Origin of the sequence: Streptomyces sp. B21-083 (assembly GCF_036898825.1) — a bacterium.
Classification (GTDB): domain Bacteria; phylum Actinomycetota; class Actinomycetes; order Streptomycetales; family Streptomycetaceae; genus Streptomyces.
Genome location: NZ_JARUND010000001.1, coordinates 764,861 through 783,527 on the forward strand (window position 1 = coordinate 764,861; position 18,667 = coordinate 783,527).

The following is an 18,667-nucleotide window of genomic DNA, read 5'->3' on the forward strand; positions in this document are numbered from 1 at the left end:
GCAGGTTACGCAGGTGAGGAAAGCCCGTGCAGTTCCGCCAGCAGGCCCTCGCCAAGCTCCAGTCGGCCGAAGAGCTGGATCTTCCGGTGCGTTTCGCACGGCCTCAGGGCTGGCTGGTCCTCTCCGTCACGGTCGTCGTCATGGCCGCCGCGTCCGTGTGGGCGGTCACGGGGTCCGTCACCTCCACCGTCAGCGCGCCCGCCATCCTCACGCATGGGGAGGGCAGTTACGTCCTGCAGAGCCCCGTGTCCGGTCAGATCACCGCGGTCCTCGCCAAGGAGGGCACCCGGCTGCCCGCCAACTCCCCTGTGCTGAAGGTCCGTACGGCCGCCGGTGAGTCGGTCGTCCGCTCGGTCGCCGCGGGCCGGCTCACCGCGCTCGCCGCCACGATCGGCCAGATCATCGGTACGGGTACGAACGTCGCTGCCATCGAGAAGGTCGCCCGCACGAGCGACCCGCTGTACGCGACGGTGTACGTCCCGGCCGAGAGCGCCGCCACGATTCCCGAGAACGCCGCCGTCGACCTGAGCGTCCAGACCGCGCCCACCCAGCAGTACGGGGTGCTGCGCGGCCAGGTTAAATCGGTGGACCGGGCCCCCCAGACACAGGCGCAGATCGGCACGTTCCTCGGTGACAGCCAGCTCGGCGAGCAGTTCACGAAGAAGGGCCGGCCGGTCGCCGTCCTGGTCAAGCTGGACAAGTCGTCGGCCACGAAGAGCGGTTACCGGTGGTCCTCTGCCGAGGGGCCGCCCTTCCAGCTCACCTCCATGACCCTGGCCTCGGGCTCGATCCGGCTGGCGGACCAGCGTCCCGTCGATTGGCTGCTGCCGTGAGTGCCGCACAGAAGTCCCGGGCAGGGCGTCGCTCGGCCCCGCGCCCGCGCACGGTCCCCAAGGGCAGCGGCAAGTCCGTGCGCACCCCGACGGTTCTCCAGATGGAGGCCGTGGAGTGCGGCGCGGCCTCGCTCGCCATGGTCCTCGCGCACTACGGTCGGCACATCCCCCTCGAAGAGCTGCGTATCGCCTGCGGTGTCTCGCGGGACGGCTCGCGCGCGAGCAACCTCCTCAAGGCGGCCCGGAGTTATGGTCTGACGGCCAAGGGCATGCAGATGGACACGGCCGCGCTCGCCGAGGTGAACGCGCCCGCGATCCTGTTCTGGGAGTTCAACCACTACGTCGTCCTCGACGGCATGGGGCGCCGCCTCGGCCGGCGCGGGGTGTACATCAACGACCCCGGCAAGGGCCGGCGGTTCGTGCCGATGGAGGACTTCGACTCCAGCTTCACCGGTGTCGTCCTCGTCATGGAACCCGGCGCCGACTTCGAGCGCGGCGGGCGCAAGCCTGGCGTCCTGGGTGCCATGCCGGCCCGGCTGCGAGGTACGTCGGGCACGATGCCCGCCGCGATCCTGGCGAGTCTGCTGCTGGTCGCGGTGGGCGCGGCGATGCCCGCGCTCAGCCGCACCTACATCGACTCGTTCCTGATCGGCGGCCAGACCTCGATGCTGGAGGTGCTGTTCGCGTCGATGGGTTCGTGCGTGGCACTGACCCTCGTGCTGACCTGGCTGCAGCAGGCGAACCTGCTGCACGGCCGCGTCATCTCCTCGACCCTGAGCAGCGCCCGCTTCCTGCGCCATCTGCTGCGCCTGCCGGTCACCTTCTTCTCCCAGCGCAGCCCGGCCGACCTCGTCCAGCGCCTCCAGTCGAACGACGCGGTCTCCGAGACCCTGGCCCGTGACCTCGCGGCGGCCGGCGTCGACGCGATCGTGGTCGTGCTCTACGCCGTGCTCCTCTATACGTACGACCCGCAGCTGACGGCCGTCGGCATCGGCGTGGCGCTGCTCAACATCGTGGCCATGCGGGTGGTGATCCGGCTGCGCGCGACCCGTACCGCGAAACTTCGCGCGGACAACGCCCGGCTCACCAACACCGCTTACTCCGGGCTCCAGTTGATCGAGACGATGAAGGCGACCGGCGGCGAGGAGGGTTACTTCCGCAAGTGGGCCGGGCAGCACGCGACCACGCTGGAGGAGCAGCAGCGGCTCGGGGTGCCGAGCGCCTGGCTGGGGGTGGTCGCACCGACGCTCGCGACGCTGAACAGTGCGCTGATCCTCTGGATCGGCGGGATGCGGGCCGTCGAGGGTCATCTGTCCGTGGGTCTGCTGGTGGCCTTCCAGTCCCTGGTCGTTCGGTTCACCGCCCCCCTGACCCGGCTCAACGGGGTGGCGGGCCGGATCCAGGACTTCGCGGCGGACGTGGCACGGCTCAAAGACGTGGAGAACTTCCGTGCGGATCCGCTGTACGCCCGTCCCGGGGGCGGTGATTCGACGCGCCGGCTGCACGGTCATGTCGAGCTGCAGAACATCACCTTCGGCTACAGCCCGCTCGACAAACCCCTGCTGACCGGCTTCGACCTGACCGTCGGACCGGGTCAGCAGGTGGCGCTGGTGGGTGGCTCGGGTAGCGGAAAATCAACTGTCTCCAGGCTGATTTCGGGCCTGTACGCGCCCTGGGAGGGCGTCATCCGGATCGACGGGCAGCGGCTTGAGGACATTCCGCGCGGTGCGCTGGCGGCCTCGGTCTCCTTCGTCGACCAGGACGTGTTCCTCTTCGAGGGCAGCGTCCGCGACAACGTGGCGCTGTGGGACCCGTCGATCCCGGACGAGTCGGTGGTGGCGGCGCTCGAGGACGCGGCGCTGTACGACGTCATCACGCGCCGGCCGGGTGGTATCCACAGCCGGGTCGAGCAGGACGGGCGGAACTTCTCCGGCGGGCAGCGCCAACGCCTGGAGATCGCGCGGGCGTTGGTGCGCAACCCCAGCATTCTCGTCCTCGACGAGGTGACCAGCGCGCTGGACGCGGAGACCGAGCAGACCGTGATCGACAACATGCGCAAGCGCGGCTGTGCCTGTGTGGTGATCGCGCACCGGCTCTCCACCGTGCGCGACAGTGACGAGATCGTCGTACTCCAGCACGGCACGATCGTGGAACGCGGGCGGCACGACGCCCTGGTGGCGGCCGGTGGGGCGTACGCCGAGCTGGTCAGGGAGCGTTGAGATGACGACGGTTCACGAAGGCGATGTCGATGTCGTCCTTACCGCGCTCGGGCAGATGGGGACGCGTTTCGACCTGGCCGGGCAGGGCCGCCTCGATCTCGAAGGGCCACAGGTGCTGTGGCTGGTCGCGTCGGGCGCGCTCGACCTGTACGCGGTGGACGCCGTGGAACAGGGCCAGTGGCACCACATCGGCCGGCTGGAGGCGGGCGCTCTGCTGCTCGGCCCGGTCACCGGCCCGGACCACACCCTGGTCGCCCGCCCGGTGCGCGACTGCGTGGTGCACCGCGTCGGCCTGCGCGAGCTGTACCGGTCGCCGGGCACGGAGACCTGGTCGTACGACGAGTACGGCAACGCCCAGTACGTGCCTCCGGCGACCAGCCCGCTGGAGTACGCCCTCGCCCTGGGCGTCGGACGTGGGCTGTCGGTCCTCTTCCAGGCGCCGATGGCCTCGGAGCGGGCCGCCGCGCCGACCGACGACGACGTCTTCTGGATGCAGGTCCCGCCGGGCAGTGTGCAGTACGGATCGCTGTACGGGGCGGAGGCCGCCGCCGATCTGCTGATGGACCCCGGGGTCTGGCAGGGCATGGTCGACCAGCAGTACCGGCTGCTCGCCACCCTCGACCGGTGGATCGAGCAGCTCGAACGCAGTCACGAGACCCGTACGGCGGCCGGCATCAAGGCGGGCGAGGCCGTGCGCGCCCAGGCCGACCGGACCCTGCTGGCGTCGATCGGCAAGCCGTCGGCGAAGCGCACGACCGCCGCCGACGCGGACGCCACGTACGCGGCCTGCAAGCTGGTCGCCGAGGCGGCCGGGATCACGCTCGCCGAGCCCGCGCAGAGCGGCACCGAGAGCGACCGGCTCGACCCGGTCGAACGGATCGCGCTCGCCTCCCGCGTCCGCACCCGGGCCGTCCGGCTCGACGGACGCTGGTGGCACGACAACGTCGGCCCGCTGATCGGCCACCGCAGTCTGTCCGGCGCGCCGGTCGCGCTGCTGTGGCGACGCGGCGGCTATGTCGCCCTGCAGCCGTCGTCGGGACGCGAGACGCCGGTGGAGAAGGCGAACGCGGCGGAGTTCGAGGAGCGGGCGGTGATGTTCTACCGTCCGCTGCCCGAACGCGGGATGACCCCCCTGCGGCTGCTCCGGTTCAGTATGGGCGGCAGCCGGGGCGATGTGGTGAACCTGCTGCTGAGCAGCCTGGTGACCATCGCCATCGGGGCGTTGGTACCGGTCGCGACGGGCAAGGTGCTCGGCGAGTTCGTACCGAAGGCGCAGACCACGCTGATCGTGCAGTTCTGTCTGGCCGTGATGATCAGCAGTGTGGTGGCGGCGGCCTTCACCCTGCTGCAGAACCTCACCCTGCTCCGGATGGAGGGCCGGATCGAGGCGACGCTCCAACCGGCCGTCTGGGACCGGCTGTTGCGGCTGCCGACGAAGTTCTTCACCGAGCGCTCGACCGGTGAGCTGGCGAGTGCGGCGATGGGCATCAGCGCGATTCGCAAGCTGCTGGCGGGAGTCGCCCCCGTCGTCACGCAGTCGGTGACGATCGCGGCGATGAACCTGGGCCTGCTCCTCTACTACAGCGTCCCGATGGCGCTGGCGGCGGTCGGCATGCTCGTGGTGATCGCCGCCGTGTTCCTCGGGCTCGGACTGTGGCAGGTGCGCTGGCAGCGGCGGCTGCTCGTCCTCTCCAACAAGCTGAACAACCAGGCCTTCCAGACCCTGCGCGGCCTGCCCAAGCTACGGGTTGCGGCGGCCGAGAACTACGCGTACGCGGCCTGGGCGGGCGAGTTCGCGCGCAGCCGCGAGCTGCAGCAGAGGGTCGGCCGCATCAAGAACCTCACGACGGTGCTGGGCGCGGTGTATCTGCCGGTCTGCACGCTGCTGATGTTCATGCTGCTCGCGGGTCCGGCGCGCGGTGAGATGTCGGCGGCGGCCTTCCTCACCTTCAACACCTCGGTGACGATGCTCCTGACGTCGGTCACCCAGCTGACCGGCGCCTTCGTCTCCGGGGTGGCCGCGCTTCCGCTGTACGAGGAGATCAAGCCGGTGCTGGAGGCGACCCCGGAGGTCCGCGTCGCGAGCACCCGGCCGGGCGTGCTGACCGGCGCGATCGAGGCCCGCCGGCTCTCCTTCCGTTACGCGGACGACGGCCCCCTCGTCCTGGACGACGTGTCCTTCCAGGTGCGGGCGGGCGAGTTCGTGGCGATCGTCGGCCCCAGCGGCTGCGGCAAGTCGACGCTGCTGCGCCTGCTGATCGGCTTCGACAGACCGGTCTCCGGCAGTGTGCTGTACGACGGCCAGGACCTGGGCGCGCTCGACCAGTCGGCCGTACGCCGCCAGTGCGGTGTGGTGCTCCAGCACGCCCAGCCGATGACGGGTTCGATCCTGGACGTCATCTGCGGCACCGAGCCGTACACACCGGAGGAGGCGATGGCCGCCGCCGCGATGGCGGGCCTCGCGGAGGACATCCAGCGGATGCCGATGGGGCTGCACACCATCGTCCAGGGCAGCGGAGCGATCTCGGGCGGCCAGCGGCAGCGGCTGATGATCGCGCAGGCGCTGATACGCAGGCCCCGCATCCTCTTCTTCGACGAGGCGACCAGCGCCCTGGACAACGAGACCCAGCGCACGGTCATCGAGAGCACCCGCGCGCTGAACGCCACCCGGGTCGTGATCGCCCACCGTCTGTCGACGGTGCTGGACGCGGACCGGGTGATCGTCATGGAGGACGGCAAGGTCGCCCAGCAGGGCCCCCCGGCCCAACTGCTGGCGGACACGGGCGGCCGGCTGCACGAACTGGTGCGACGCCAGTTGGCGTAGCCGCCGGCCCCCTCCGGGACACCGGCGAGAGCGACGGAGGCCGGTGAGACCGGCAGGAAGGCGCCGACCGTCAGTCTGCCGCTGCGCCGTCCGCACATCCTCCCTAGCGACACTTTCCCGTATCGATACTTTGCCGTTTCGATGAAAGTGCTCTAATCTCAGAACGTCGAGAGTACGAAACGGTTTCGTTTACATACTCGTAACCTCTGGTCCTCTTCGCCTTCCGTCACCACTCGTCGCTCCACTCCACGAGCGGCCTTCCCTGGAGTGTGCTCAGATGCCCCAGTCCCTTACCGAAGGCGCCCCGAAGGGCGTCACGAACGACACGGACAAGGGGTCCGCCGCGCCGAACCCGAAGCGGTGGTGGATCCTCGCGATCATCGGAATCGCGCAGTTGATGGTCGTCCTGGACGCCACCATCGTGAACATCGCGCTCCCCTCCGCACAGGCCGACCTCGGCTTCTCCGACGGCAACCGGCAGTGGATCGTCACCGCCTACGCCCTGGCCTTCGCCTCCCTGCTGCTGCTCGGCGGCCGGATCGCCGACCTCTTCGGCCGTAAGCCCGCCTTCCTCATCGGCGTCGCCGGATTCGCCGGCGCCTCCGTCCTCGGCGGCGCCGCGAACGGCTTCGAGATGCTCGTCATCGCCCGGGCCCTCCAGGGTGTCTTCGGCGCGCTGCTCGCGCCCGCCGCCCTGTCGCTCCTCAACACGACCTTCGCCGACGCACGTGAGCGTGCCCGCGCGTTCAGCGTGTACGGCGCGATCGCCGGGGCCGGCGGCGCGGTGGGCCTGCTGCTCGGCGGCCTGCTGACCGACGCCCTCGACTGGCGCTGGACGCTGTACGTGAACCTGATCTTCGCCGTCGTCGCGCTGGTGGGCGGCTGGATACTCCTGGGCAACCACCGTGACGCCGCCAACTCCAAGATCGACGTCCCGGGCACGCTCCTGGTCTCCGCCGGTCTCTTCTCCGTCGTCTACGGCTTCTCCAACGCCGAGTCGCACGACTGGAGTTCGGCGCAGACCTGGGGCTTCCTGGCCGCCGGTGTACTGCTTCTCGCGGCGTTCACCCAGTGGCAGACCCGCGCCAAGCACCCGCTGCTGCCGATGCGCGTCCTGCTGGACCGGGACCGTGCCGCCTCGTTCCTCACGGTACTGATCTCCGGCGCGGCGATGTTCGGCGTCTTCCTCTTCCTCACCTACTACCTGCAGCTGAACCTCGGCTTCAGCCCCACCAAGACCGGCCTGGCCTTCATGCCGATGATGGCGGCGCTGATGGTGGCGGCCCAGGTGTCCACCACGGTGCTCGTGCCCCGCTTCGGCCCGAGGATCATCATTCCGCTGGGCTTCGCCCTGGGCGCGGCCGGCATGGCCTGGCTGACGGACATCGGTGTCGGCTCGTCCTTCAGCACCGCCGTGCTCCCGCAACTGCTGGTGATCGGCGTGGGGATGGGCACGATCATGCCGCCCGCGATGCAGCTGGCCACCAGCGGAATCGGTGCCGAGGACGCGGGAGTGGCCTCCGCGACGGTCAACACCATGCAGCAGGTGGGCGGTTCGATCGGCACCGCGCTGCTGAGCACGCTCGCCGCGAGCGCCGCGACCAGCTACCTGTCCGGCCGGAACGCGGCCGACAAGCTGGTCCAGGCCCAGTCGACGATCGAGAGCTACACCACCGCGTTCTGGTGGTCGGCCGGCTTCTTCGCCGCGGGCGCTCTGATCACCTTCCTGCTGTACCGCCCGGGTGTCCCGGTCCAGGACGAGAGCGCCGCGCCGGTCGTCCACATGTGACCCGCCCGGGTCACCGAGGCCGCAGGGGCCGCCGTCCGTAGGGAGACGGCGGCCCTTCCGTCTGTCTCGGCGCCTCCGCAGGCGAGTGCGCACTGCACGAAATGTCAATGAATACAGCAGTAATTCACCTTGTCGAGTGAACTAGATCTTGCGGACGGCGTGTCAGGGATGGTCCGGACCCAGCCGGGGTAGCTACCGAGATCGAATGCGCCCCCGCCGAGGTGGAGCAGCCATGACGCCGGAAGCCGACGACCGCACCCCCGGGCCGCCCGAGCGCACGGCCTCGGACTCGTCCGCAGCCCTGCCACCGACGCCCAATCCGTATGCCCGTACGTACACGCACGGGCCGTTCACCGTGGTCGAGGCCCTGGGCGAGATCGATCTGGCGACCGCCGGCTTCCTCGCCGAACACCTGGACGCCGCCACCTCGCGCCCCGGCCCCGATGTGCTGGTCGACCTCCGGCACGTCGGCTTCTTCGACTGCTCGGGCCTTCGCGAACTGTGCCGCGCCGACAATCGGGCCCGCGAGCGCGGCGGCCGGCTGCGGCTGGTCTCGGACACGCCCCGCCTGCAGCGTCTGATGCGCGCCGCGGCCCTGCTTCACCGTTTCCCGCTCCTCGCCCGCATCCCGGAGCAGGAGTCGTGATGGGCCGGCCGGTGGCCCCACACCACCGACCGGCCCTGCTGCGAGATCGCGCGCACCCCGCGACACAGGGTTCGCACTCCCCATCCGCATACGCCTGCGTGGCTCACGGAAGCGCGCGACCCCGGTCCTTTAGAACGTGAAGACGGCCTCCCCGTAGGTGCTCTTCACGCACTCGTTCGCGAAAGTCCGCTCATAGGCGACCCGCTGGCCCCGCCACACGCCCTCGACGGTGACGACCACGGGTTCGTACTGCTTGGTGCACTTCACGTCGCCGGACGCCGCCAGCATGTCGAAGTCCCCGCCCACGGCCCGGAGTTCGGCACAGGCCCTGGACGCCGCCGGATGCGTGCCCGAGGCCGTCGGGGCACACGTCAGGGTGACGGCACGCTCGGGCGTGACGGTGGCCGCGGTGTCACCGTGCCCCATGGTGAACACCAGGGCCGAGGGTGCGTAGAGCCCGGAGGCGGCGGGGCCCGGGGCGGCGACGGCGGCCCCGGTGAGAGGGGCGCATACGGCGGTGGCCGTCAGGGTCAGAGTCGCTGCCCAGCGCGCGGTGTTCGGCATTGTGTGCATCCTTCCGCTCAGTTCGAAGATGCGAATCGAAGGTCATCGGTCCGCATGGGTGCTCGATCCCAGCCGGTCGGGCCGGATCGGCGAGCGTGAGTCTGCCGAGTCCGGCGCCGAAACTCATCTCGACCCCATGCGTTTCAGTAACCTTGCGTATTGAATCAGTGGCGTGAAGTTACGTTGTTCGAACACGCGGGTCCCGGAACTGAGCGGATGTTGATCGTCCGAGGCCGCCGAGTGGCTGGATCCACCCGCTTTTTTAATCGGCCTGAAACATTCCGATTCCGCTCCCCTCGGGCCACGCGGCGCATCCCCGCACCGTCGTCGGGGCCCTGTCGGAGGCTCGCGCTACGTTGTGCGGCATGAGTGAGTTCGTGTTGGTCGCGGGGGTACGGCTCGGGGCGTGGGCCTGGGACGAAGTGGCGGTCGAACTGCGTGCCGCCGGGCACGCAGTGCACCCCCTGACGTTGTCGGGGGTGGCTGAGCGGCGGGGCGAGCCGGCCGGGCAGCAGACGCATGTGCGGGACATCGTCGAGGAGGTGGAGCGCCTCGATCTGCGGGACGTCGTGCTCGTGGGGCACAGTTACGCGGGGATACCCGTCGGGCAGGCCGCCGAGCGGATCGGTGAGCGGCTGGGACGGGTGGTGTTCGTCGACGCGCGTGTCCCGGCCGACGGGAGGTCGTTCCTGTGGGGCTGGGACAGTGCCGGGGTGGAGGCGTCGATCGCCGAGAACGGGGGTTTCCGGCCGACCCCGGGGGCGGGCCACTTCGCGGGCCAGGGCCTCACCGACGAGCAGATCGCGCGGATCGTGAACGGCTCGACGCCCCACCCTGGGGCCACCCTCACCGAGCCGGCCGACCTCGCGGGCTCGATGGCCGACCTTCCCGCGACGTACGTCAAATGTCTGCTCGACGATCCGGAGCCGTCCGAGGACGTGGTCGAACTGCTCAAGAGCGACCGGTGGGAGCTGGCCGAACTGGACACCGGACACTGGCCGATGTTCTCCCGCCCGCGCGAACTGGCCGCCGCCCTGCACCGGGCGACGACCGGAGGCTGACCGAGTGCTCCGCCCCCGCCGCCTGGGGGCTGCGCTGGAAAGATGCCGTAACCGGGCGGGCGGGAAACACAACCTGGACTGGGCAGCCCCCCGCCGTGAGACCCCGTTACGGCGAATCCGCGCCGACCCGTGCCGCCTTCCCCCGCGGCCCCCCTATCGACAGGGAATCAGCGCTGGCGGTCACCGTGTCCCTAAGCCAGCGTTGTGCCGCGGAGCCGTCGCGGACCTTGACGACCACGTCCGTGTCGGGGTCGTCGGACGCGGGGGCGACGGCGAGGCCCTCCTCCCAGCGGGGCAGCAGTTCGCCCCGCACGGTGAGGTCGTAGCGGACGTCGTCACCTCGCCCGGCGGACGCGGCGGCACAGCGTCCGAGGATGACGACACCGGCGTCGGCGTGCGAGTCCAGGCACAGTTCGGGGTTGGCGACACTGCGCAACAGCCCGTCGTCCTCGTACGTCCACATCTGGGTCCACGCGGTCGAGCATGACGCGAGCATGGTGGCAGCGCCGGCCGTGGCCCTGCCGCCCCGGATGTCCAGGCACAGGTCGGCGGTGATGTTACGCAGCCTGGTGTGCCGGGTGGCGGTCGGGTTGCCGGCCGTCGCCGGCGGCGAGGAGGACACCGCCGGCGGGGTCGGCGAGGCGTCGGGTACCGGGGCTCGTCCGCCGGTCGCGCTGGAGGAGGCGGCCGGGTCGGCGCCGCTGCCGTCCTTCGGCCACAGCCCGCTGCCCAGCACGACCGCGAGGACGACGGCCGAGGCCAGGCCCACGCTGGTGAACAGGGTTCTCCTGTTCCGGGTCCCGCCGGCGAGCGGACGACGCGGGGAGGACAGCCGTGACAGCAGACGAGGGCGCCCCCGGTCGGCCCCCCGGCCGCCGGCCCTCTCGCGGCCCCTCCCGCTGCCGCCGTGCCGGCCTTGGCCCCGCGCCCGCGTCCCGCTCTGGCCGCGCCCGGGGCGCGAGTCGAGATAGCGCCGGGCCCCCCAGCCGAGCACCGCCTCGGCGAGCAACGCGCCGAGGCCGCTCTCGACCTGGCTCAACTGCTCGGCGGCGTAACGGCAGTAGTGGCACTCCGCCAGATGCTGCTGGACATCGGGCAGCAGCGCACCGCCACGCCGGATGGGGACGTCGAGGAGGCGGTTGTAGAACCGGCACTCCTTTGACGGCGCGAATTCCCGATGGGCGCGTACACAGCCCTCGCGGAATTGTTCGCGGGCCTGTTCCAGCGACGCCGCCGCCATATTCGTGTCCATGCCAAGAAGCTCGGCCGGGACATTTATCGACTCGGCCTCCACCTCGGTGTGCCACAGCAGACACTGGGCGAGCCCGGGAAGGGCCTGGAACGCTCGCTCCGCGAGCTTTCGGTTTTCCGGCGTCATGGACTTCGCGGCGCGCATACCGCGACCGCCCGCCGGTTTCGTCAGATCGGGCAGCACCTCGGCTATGCGGTCGTCCGCGGACCAGTCCTTGACGATGTCACGTACGGCCACGAGGAACCGGGGACGCAGTGCGACGGCCGACTCGGCGCGCATCACCCGCTCCAGGACCTGATGGAAGGCGGCGGCGGTGACCATGGACGAGGTCGGGGCCGAAGTGGCGAGGCAGATGACCGCGTACTCGTGGGTCGCCTGCCAGTGCCGCGCCGTCAGCAGGGCGACGGCCGGGCCGGTCTCGCCCTCCGGTCTGCCTCTGAGCTGGGCGGCAAGGCTCTCGTCCGATTCCCCCGGAACCCCACCGGAATACGGGGGGTAAGGCGGACGAGCGGGGTGGGGGTGGGGCACTGAGCGGTTTCCTTCCCACGCGCGAGTGACTCGCAGAGGTTATGGGAAAGCCGCCCGGACGAGTCCGAGCCGACACCGACGGCGTTGCGTCCCCCCGCCCCCGGCCCCGACTGTGGCGCTGGACCGCCACCGAACCACCACCGGCGATGCATGCCCGGCCATCCCCCCTGCACAAGTAGTTCACCCTTGCACAAGTTACTCCTGGCCAACAAGGCGCCTGGGTAACAACCATTCATTGAAGCAAAGTCAGCAACAGGAGCAACTTTCGACCCCCGTACCGGCTTTCGATGCTTTCCCCGCGCCCCGTGTGAACCGCGCGCACCCGCCGGTGCGCCACGCACGCTCCCGGCGCGTGCAACGGTGCAGTCCACTGGAACCGGCCCTTCTCGGAGGCCTCGCGCGAAATGGCGGCTCTCCCGCGCGACGGCCGCCGACCCCGTTCCTCCCGCCCTCGGTCGGCGGCCCCGAGGGCGGCCCGACTCGACGATTCGGAAGAACCGAAACACCGAAGAAGCGACAAACCTACGAAGCTACGAAGCGCTCAGATCTGCCAGGAGCGGAGCCGGTCGGCCGCGCCGTAGACGTCGGCCTTGCCCGAGATCAGGTCGCGGGCCAGGTCGACGAGAGCGCCGTAGGGCGGGTCGATGCCGACGTCGCTGACGAACATGTACGCCACGGCGGTGGCACAGGCGAAGCGGGCGTTGGCCGACGGCAGCGGCTTGAGCAGTGCGAGGGTGTGCAGCAGCGCGGCGGCCCGCCAGGCCGGGTCGGAGTCCACGCCGAGGCGTGGCGGGTCGACCCGGTGGCGGGCCACGGCGGCCACCAGGGCGGAGAAGTCGTTCACCGTGGGCTGGTCCGGGAGGACCTCTTCGTGGCGCTGGAGCAGCCACGGCACATCGATGTGGATGACGGGAGCCATCAGTCAGGCGACCCGTCCCTGACGAGCCGACGCGACCGGTTCGTCCTCGGGGAACGCGGCGGCGAACTCGTCGGCGTGGGCCGCGAAGAACCGCCGGAATTCCTCCGCGCCCTCCTGCAGGGCGCGGTGCCGGGCGATGTCGGCCGCCGCCGCCTCCCGTACGAGGGCCTTCATGGACGTACCGCGCTCCTTGGCTATCTGCCGCAGGTCCTCTAGCTCGCGGTCACTGAACTCCACGTTGAGAGCTGGCATGCCCCCACGGTACCGCGCCGGTACTTACCCGTAAATATGGCCAGGTCAGAACGGTGAGGTGGTGGTACCGAGGGGGCATCCGACTATCCCTGGTCGGCGACGAAGGACGCCATCCTGGCCAGGGCCGCGTTCCAGTTGATCGTGTGCTCGTTCGTCGACCAGGACTGGATGTCGTCGATGTAGCAGAACTGGCCGACGCAGCCCTGCAGTTTGCTCTGTGCGTAGGGGTCCTGAATGCTCGAGTTGGGGCCTCCGGCGAGCGTGCCGTCCGGCGGGCTCGGCAACTTCGGGTCGAGTTGGTGGGCGTACCAACGGCTGTGCTGCTGATGCGAGTTGACCTCGCCGTAACCCGTCACGTACGACATGTTCAGCGCGTTTCGGCCCAGGAGGTAGTCCATGCTCTGGAGCGCGCCGTCCCGGTACTTCGAGGCGCCGCTGATGTCGTACGCGGTGGCGACGACGACGGCGTTGTTCAGGACCTGGGCGTTGGAGCCCCAGTCGTACACGTTGGCGTCGGGGGCGTAGGGCATGCCGTACGGCTGGGCCGCCAGCGTGGTCAGATAGCGGTCGGCGCCCTTGACGACGGACTGGCGGACCTTGTCCCTGCCGGGGAGTTTGTTCGGGACGGTCGCCAGGTCGAGGCGGCCGGCCGCGGCGGTCCTGGCCCAGTCGAAGCCGAGGGGGACGAAGATGTCGGACGTGTGGACCGGCGAGTTCAGGATGTACCGCTCGAACGGCTTCTCACCGGTGGTGAGATACAACTCGGCGGCAGCCCAGTAGAACTCGTCCCGCGCGTCGGTGTCGTTGTAGGCGCCGCCACCGGTCGCGTCGTTCGGGTCGGCGTGGAGGTCGGGGTGGGCCAGGGCCGCCGTCCATGCCTTGCGCGCCACCGCGAGGGCCCGTGCGGCGAACGCGCGGTCGTAGGGCCGGTACAGCCGGGCCGCCTGGGCCGCCGTGGCCGCCAGGTTCAGGGTCGCCTCGGTGGTCGGCGGGTGCAGTTCACGCTTCTGCGGGTCGTCGCTCGGCAGCAGCGGCAGCCCGGTCCACTGTTCGTCGTGAATCTTGTGGTGGGCCATGCCGGCCAGCGGCTGCCCGGCGGGCACCTGCATCTTCAGCAGGAACTCCAGCTCCCAGCGGGCCTCGTCCAGGACGTCCGGCACCTTGTTGCCGCTCTCCGGGATGGCGAGCGTGCCGTCACCGAGCTTGTCCCGCTGCCCGGTACGGGCGTGCAGCGCGCGCTCGTACGTGCTCAGCAGTTCCCAGGTGGAGATGCCGCCGTTGACGACGTACTTGCCGTGATCGCCCGCGTCGTACCAGCCGCCGGTGACGTCGAGGGTGTAGTCGCACACGCCCGGCTGGCACGGCACCTTGGAGTCGCCCTGGTTGGGTGCCACGTCGACATGGCCGGCGGGGCGCGCGTAACCCGGGCGCAGATCGTCGCGGATCGCGATGCCGCTGCGCTGCGTGTAGTAGTACTTCAGCGAGTCCCGGCGCAGCCGGTCGTAGGCGCTCGCGCCGATGTCGAACGGGTGGCTCGTCTCACCGTCGGCGACCAGCGTGAGGCCGGTACCGCCCTTGCGGTAGGAACCGAAGTCGATCGAGTGGACGTTCTGCCCGGAGGAGGGGTCCATGCCGCGCGGCACGGTACTGCCGTGGGCCACCGTCTTTCCGTCGGCCTTCTTCAGCTGCCAGGGCAGCGGCTGCGTGGAGCCGGTGACCAGCGTGGCGTTCTTCGGGCCCGCGGGCAGATAGGCGACCTGGTTGACCCGTACCCGGGGGCCGGTGTCCGGTTCGTACACCTCGGGCGGTACCCCGCCCACCAGCGACACGTCGTCCATACAGAACCGGAAGGGGTCGGCGCTGCCGCCGAGCTGGAATCCGACCTGCCCCTGGGTGGTGTCGGCGGAGGCGGTGAAGGTGTACGTGTAGGCGTCGCCGGACACGCTCAGCTGGGGGCTCACCTCGAAGTAGGTGTCGTACGGGGACACCGACAGGCCGACGATCGCCCGGACGACGTGTCCGGCGGGTGTGCCGGTCGCCTTGAAGGCGAACCGGTACGACTGGCCTTTGACGAGGGTGATGTCGTTCTGGCCGACGGCGGCGTCCCAGCGGTTGGTGGTGCCGCCGGGGACGTCCGCGCAGAGGCCTCCGCCGGACAGGCCCGCGGTGACGTTGCTGGTCGTCCACCAAGGGGCCGTGGTCGTGTCGAAGGTGCCGTTCTTGACCTGCTCGATCTCTTCGGCGCCGGCCGGACCGGCGGGCAGCGCGGTCAGTGCCGCCGCGAGCAGGGCGGTCACCGAGAGCAGGATCGTTCTGCGTCGTTTCACGTCTGGGCTCCTCGGGTGAGGGTGGGGGCGCGTGGGCGAGAAGAGCGGCGCTGTGCGGTGGGAGCGCTCCCAGATGCGGGCGTGGCCCATGCTGTGCGAGACGCCGCGCCTTCGTCAACGGTCCGGACGCGAATGGGCTCACCTACGGTTTTCGCCCTCGCCGCCCCTACCCGTCCCATCCCGGGGGCTGCCGCCCCCAGACCGCCGCTTCGGCCCTGAAGTGGCCTCGTCCTCAAACGCCGGACGGGCTGAAGATCAGCCCGCCGGCGCCTCCAGGCGACTGATCCGCACCGCGCCCCGCTCCTCCCCCGGGTAACGGCTCGTCAAGTCCAGCCGCACCCCCGTGCCTTGTACCGCCGCGAAAGTGATCGCCGTGGGTGTGTCGGAGGTGTCGGCCCACTGGACGGTCGCGTCCGGCACCGGCACATGGCGGTCGCCGTCCCACACGGACACCGCGACCGACGCGGGCAGGCTGTGCGTCGCGTCCACCGTGAAGGAGACCTCGATCCGCGTGAAGTCGCGGGCCCTGCCCCAGTCGACGCTGATCCAGTCCTCGGCGCGGGCCCCGCTGAACGCGGGCAGCAGCGCGGTCGGTGCCTTGTAGAACGCGTTGGACCAGCCGGTGGCCGGCGTGCCGTCCAGCATCGCGGCGGGCAGACTGTCCGGGCGGCCGGAGTAACTGGCGTCCGCCAGAGGGTAGACGGGGGTCGCCGGGCCCAGGTCGGGTGCGAAGAGCGTGGCCGGCGTCAGCGCCTCGTCGCGTGCGGCCGTCGTACGGACGGTGAGCGTTCCCGTGCGCAGCCCGGCCGCGCGAGCCGTGACCTTCAGCCGCCCGGCCGCCGTGCCCGCCCGGACGATGGCAAGCGCCTTGCCGTGGAAGGCGGTTCGGGTGCTCGCCTGATAGCGCTCGGCACTCTCCTCGCGCCCGTTGTCGAGTCCGGCCAGCGAGCCGCCGTCGACCTCGAAAGCGAGCAGATGCTCGGCGCCGGGCACCACCACACCCCGGGCGTCGACCACGTCGGCGGTCACGAAGCACAGCGAACGGCCGTCGGCGGCGAGGGACTTGCGGTCCGCGGTGAGGCGTACCGTGTGTGCCGGCCCCGCCGTCCGCAGGACGTCCGTCGCCACGACCCGGCCGCCTCGCCGGGCCACCGCCTTCAACTCGCCCGGCTCGTAGGGCACATGCCAGGTCAGATGAAGTTTGCCGGCGCTGCCGGTCGGGCTGGTGTAACTGCCGGGCCAGGCACCGGCGGTGACGGTCTTGTCGTCGCCGGTGGCCTCGGTGGTCTCCAGGTAGGCGCGGCCGTCGACCGTCCTCTTCGTGTCGAACCGCCTTGTGCCTAGGGACATTCCGTTGAGGAACAGTTCCACCGTGTCGACGTTCGCGTAAGCCCAGACCTCGACCGTGTCGCCCGGTTCGTGGTTCCAGGTCGTCGGGAGCAGATGGACCATGGGCTCGCTCGTCCACTGGCTGCGGAACAGGTGGTACATGTCCTTGGGGAAACCGGCGGTGTCGACCGCGCCGAAGAAGGACGCCTTGACCGGGAACACGTCGTACGGGGTCGGCTCGCCGACGTAGTCGATGCCCGACCAGAGGAACTCGCCCGCGAACCACTTCCGGTCCCGGTCCTTCTTCAGGCCGTACTCGCCGCTCATCGTCCAGGAGGCGAGGTTGTTGTCGTACGACGAGACCGCGCGCCTGCCCGGCGTGTGGTTCTCGCCGGTGTTGAGGCGTTCCGGCTCCTGGTAGGCGCCCCGGGTGGAGGTCTCCGACGAGGACTCCGACTCGAACAGGAACAGGTGGGGGTAGCGGGCGTGCAAGGCGTCCACGGAGGCCGCGGTGTTGTAGTTGAGGCCGAGGCCGTCGAGCTTGGCGAGGATCAGGTCGCCGGGGGTGCCGGGGGCCGGCACGCTGCGGTGGCGGTGGGAGCCGATGACGACCGGGCGGGTGTCGTCGGACGCCTTGACGGCGGCGATGAGCCGGTCCGCGATGGTGAGGCCGGCGGTGGAGGTGAACTCGGAGATCTCGTTGCCGATGGACCACATGAGGACGGCGGGCGAGTTGCGGGCGGCCCGCACCATCTCCGTGATGTCCTTGTCCGCCCACTCCTCGAAGAACCGGCCGTAGTCGTAGCGCGTCTTGGGGCTGCGCCAGCAGTCGAAGGCCTCCACCATCATCACGATGCCCAGTTCCTCGCAGACCTGGATCATCTCCGGCGAGGGCGGGTTGTGGGAGGTGCGGAAGGCGTTGACGCCCATCGACTTCATGATGGTCATCTGCCGGCGGATCGCGTCGATGCTGACGGCTGCCCCGAGGGCGCCCAGGTCGTGGTGGAGGTCGACCCCCTTGATCTTGTGATGCGCGCCGTTGAGCTGGAAACCCTCGTCCGGGTCGAAGCGGAAGCTCCGGATGCCGAAGGTCGTGCGATGGGTGTCCACGGTGGTGCCGTCGACGCGCAGTTCGGTCTTCAGGGTGTAGCGGTGCGGGGCCGCGACGTCCCACAGTTTCGGTTCGGGCACCGTGAGTTCATGGGTCTCGCTCGACCGGTCGGTGACGGTGACCGTGGAGGACGTGCGGGCGACGGTACGGCCGCGGGGGTCGACCACCCGGGAGACGACCTCGACCTCGGCGGCGGCGCCCGACGCGTTCACGACCGAGGTCCGCACCTGGACGACGGCCCGGTCCTCGGTGATCTCCGGCGTGGTGACATACGTACCCCAGCGCTCCACGTGGACCGGTTCGGTGACGACCAGGCGGGCCTCGCGGTAGATGCCGCTGCCCGAGTACCAGCGGCTGCTGGGCAGGCGGTTCTGCACCTTGACCGCGAGCACGTTCTCGGTGGTGCCGTCGGTGTGGAGCAGATCGGTGAGGTCGAAGGTGAATCCGGTGTATCCGTAGGGGTGGCGGCCGAGCTCCGTGCCGTTGCAGTAGACGTACGAGTCCATGTAGACGCCGTCGAACTCGACCGAGATCCGCTTGCCGGCGAGCGCGGGCGGGAGGGTGAAGGCGAGGCGGTACCAGCCGAGGCCGCCGGGGAAGAACCCGGTGCCACTGGTGGTGCCGTGGTCGGTGGTGGGGGCGAGTTCGATGCTCCAGTCGTGCGGCACCGCGACGGCTCGCCACGTCGAGTCGTCGTAGGCGGGATCGGGGGCGTCGGCGTACGCGCCCGTCGGGTCGGTGATCCCGCCCGCGTTGACCAGCGCGAAGCGCCAGCCGTCCCGCAGCGGCACGGTTCGGCGGCCGGCCCGGCCCGCGGCGGCCCGCGCGTCGGCCGCGGTGCCCAGCAGAGCTCCGGCCGCGGGGGCGGACGTACCGGCGACCAGCACCGATCTGCGCGTGACCGTCATGCGACTCTCCCTCATCAGACCCCAGAAGTACTCACAACTGATCGTTAACAAACAGATTCTGACGGCGTGGTGCATGCACCCGTCAAGACCTCGGTGGCGTACTTC

The 18,667-nt window shown here is 70.2% G+C and carries 12 protein-coding genes; 6 read left to right on the forward strand and 6 right to left on the reverse strand.

Going from position 1 to position 18,667, the window contains the following annotated elements; all coding sequences use genetic code 11:
* Positions 1 to 26 precede the first annotated feature (26 nt).
* The 5 genes from QA861_RS03470 to QA861_RS03490 all read left to right on the forward strand — a co-directional run bounded on the left by QA861_RS03470 (position 27) and on the right by QA861_RS03490 (position 8,311).
* On the forward strand, positions 27 to 833 hold the full coding sequence (locus QA861_RS03470) for an HlyD family efflux transporter periplasmic adaptor subunit (protein ID WP_334586696.1): 807 nt from the start codon (positions 27 to 29) through the stop codon (positions 831 to 833).
* Positions 830 to 3,052, forward strand: a complete 2,223-nt coding sequence (locus tag QA861_RS03475; protein WP_334586697.1) for an NHLP family bacteriocin export ABC transporter peptidase/permease/ATPase subunit — start codon at positions 830 to 832, stop codon at positions 3,050 to 3,052. Before QA861_RS03470 ends, QA861_RS03475 begins: the two co-directional genes overlap by 4 nt.
* A 1-nt stretch (position 3,053) precedes the next feature.
* Positions 3,054 to 5,876: an NHLP bacteriocin export ABC transporter permease/ATPase subunit gene (locus QA861_RS03480; RefSeq protein WP_334586698.1), complete on the forward strand. Its 2,823-nt coding sequence runs from the start codon at positions 3,054 to 3,056 to the stop codon at positions 5,874 to 5,876.
* A 277-nt stretch (positions 5,877 to 6,153) separates the two neighbouring features.
* Entirely contained in the window at positions 6,154 to 7,665 is a 1,512-nt protein-coding gene (locus QA861_RS03485) for an MFS transporter (RefSeq protein WP_334586699.1), read from the forward strand.
* Between the two features lie 232 nt (positions 7,666 to 7,897).
* The gene (locus tag QA861_RS03490; RefSeq protein WP_334586700.1) at positions 7,898 to 8,311 is read left to right on the forward strand and encodes an STAS domain-containing protein; all 414 of its coding nucleotides are present in this window, start codon (positions 7,898 to 7,900) and stop codon (positions 8,309 to 8,311) included.
* A 129-nt stretch (positions 8,312 to 8,440) separates the two neighbouring features.
* Here the strand turns inward: QA861_RS03490 and QA861_RS03495 are convergent, their stop codons facing one another.
* Positions 8,441 to 8,875, reverse strand: coding sequence for a protease inhibitor (locus QA861_RS03495; RefSeq protein ID WP_334586701.1), 435 nt, complete (start codon positions 8,873 to 8,875; stop codon positions 8,441 to 8,443).
* A 365-nt stretch (positions 8,876 to 9,240) separates the two neighbouring features.
* Here QA861_RS03495 and QA861_RS03500 point away from each other — a divergent pair, with 365 nt between their 5' ends.
* Positions 9,241 to 9,936: an alpha/beta fold hydrolase gene (locus QA861_RS03500; RefSeq protein ID WP_334586702.1), complete on the forward strand. Its 696-nt coding sequence runs from the start codon at positions 9,241 to 9,243 to the stop codon at positions 9,934 to 9,936.
* 106 nt (positions 9,937 to 10,042) lie between these two features.
* On the opposite strand, the gene QA861_RS03505 is transcribed toward QA861_RS03500, so the two are convergent.
* From QA861_RS03505 to QA861_RS03525, 5 genes are all read right to left on the reverse strand, one after another.
* Complete coding sequence (locus tag QA861_RS03505; RefSeq protein ID WP_334586703.1) at positions 10,043 to 11,716, reverse strand: RICIN domain-containing protein; 1,674 nt, start codon at positions 11,714 to 11,716, stop codon at positions 10,043 to 10,045.
* Between the two features lie 541 nt (positions 11,717 to 12,257).
* Complete coding sequence (locus QA861_RS03510; protein ID WP_006378057.1) at positions 12,258 to 12,635, reverse strand: hypothetical protein; 378 nt, start codon at positions 12,633 to 12,635, stop codon at positions 12,258 to 12,260.
* A gap of 3 nt (positions 12,636 to 12,638) precedes the next feature.
* Complete coding sequence (locus tag QA861_RS03515; protein ID WP_334586704.1) at positions 12,639 to 12,887, reverse strand: hypothetical protein; 249 nt, start codon at positions 12,885 to 12,887, stop codon at positions 12,639 to 12,641.
* Between the two features lie 83 nt (positions 12,888 to 12,970).
* On the reverse strand, positions 12,971 to 15,214 hold the full coding sequence (locus QA861_RS03520; protein ID WP_334586705.1) for a glycoside hydrolase family 9 protein: 2,244 nt from the start codon (positions 15,212 to 15,214) through the stop codon (positions 12,971 to 12,973).
* 255 nt (positions 15,215 to 15,469) lie between these two features.
* Positions 15,470 to 18,562, reverse strand: coding sequence for a glycoside hydrolase family 2 TIM barrel-domain containing protein (locus QA861_RS03525; RefSeq protein ID WP_334586706.1), 3,093 nt, complete (start codon positions 18,560 to 18,562; stop codon positions 15,470 to 15,472).
* Between the last annotated feature and the right edge of the window lie 105 nt (positions 18,563 to 18,667).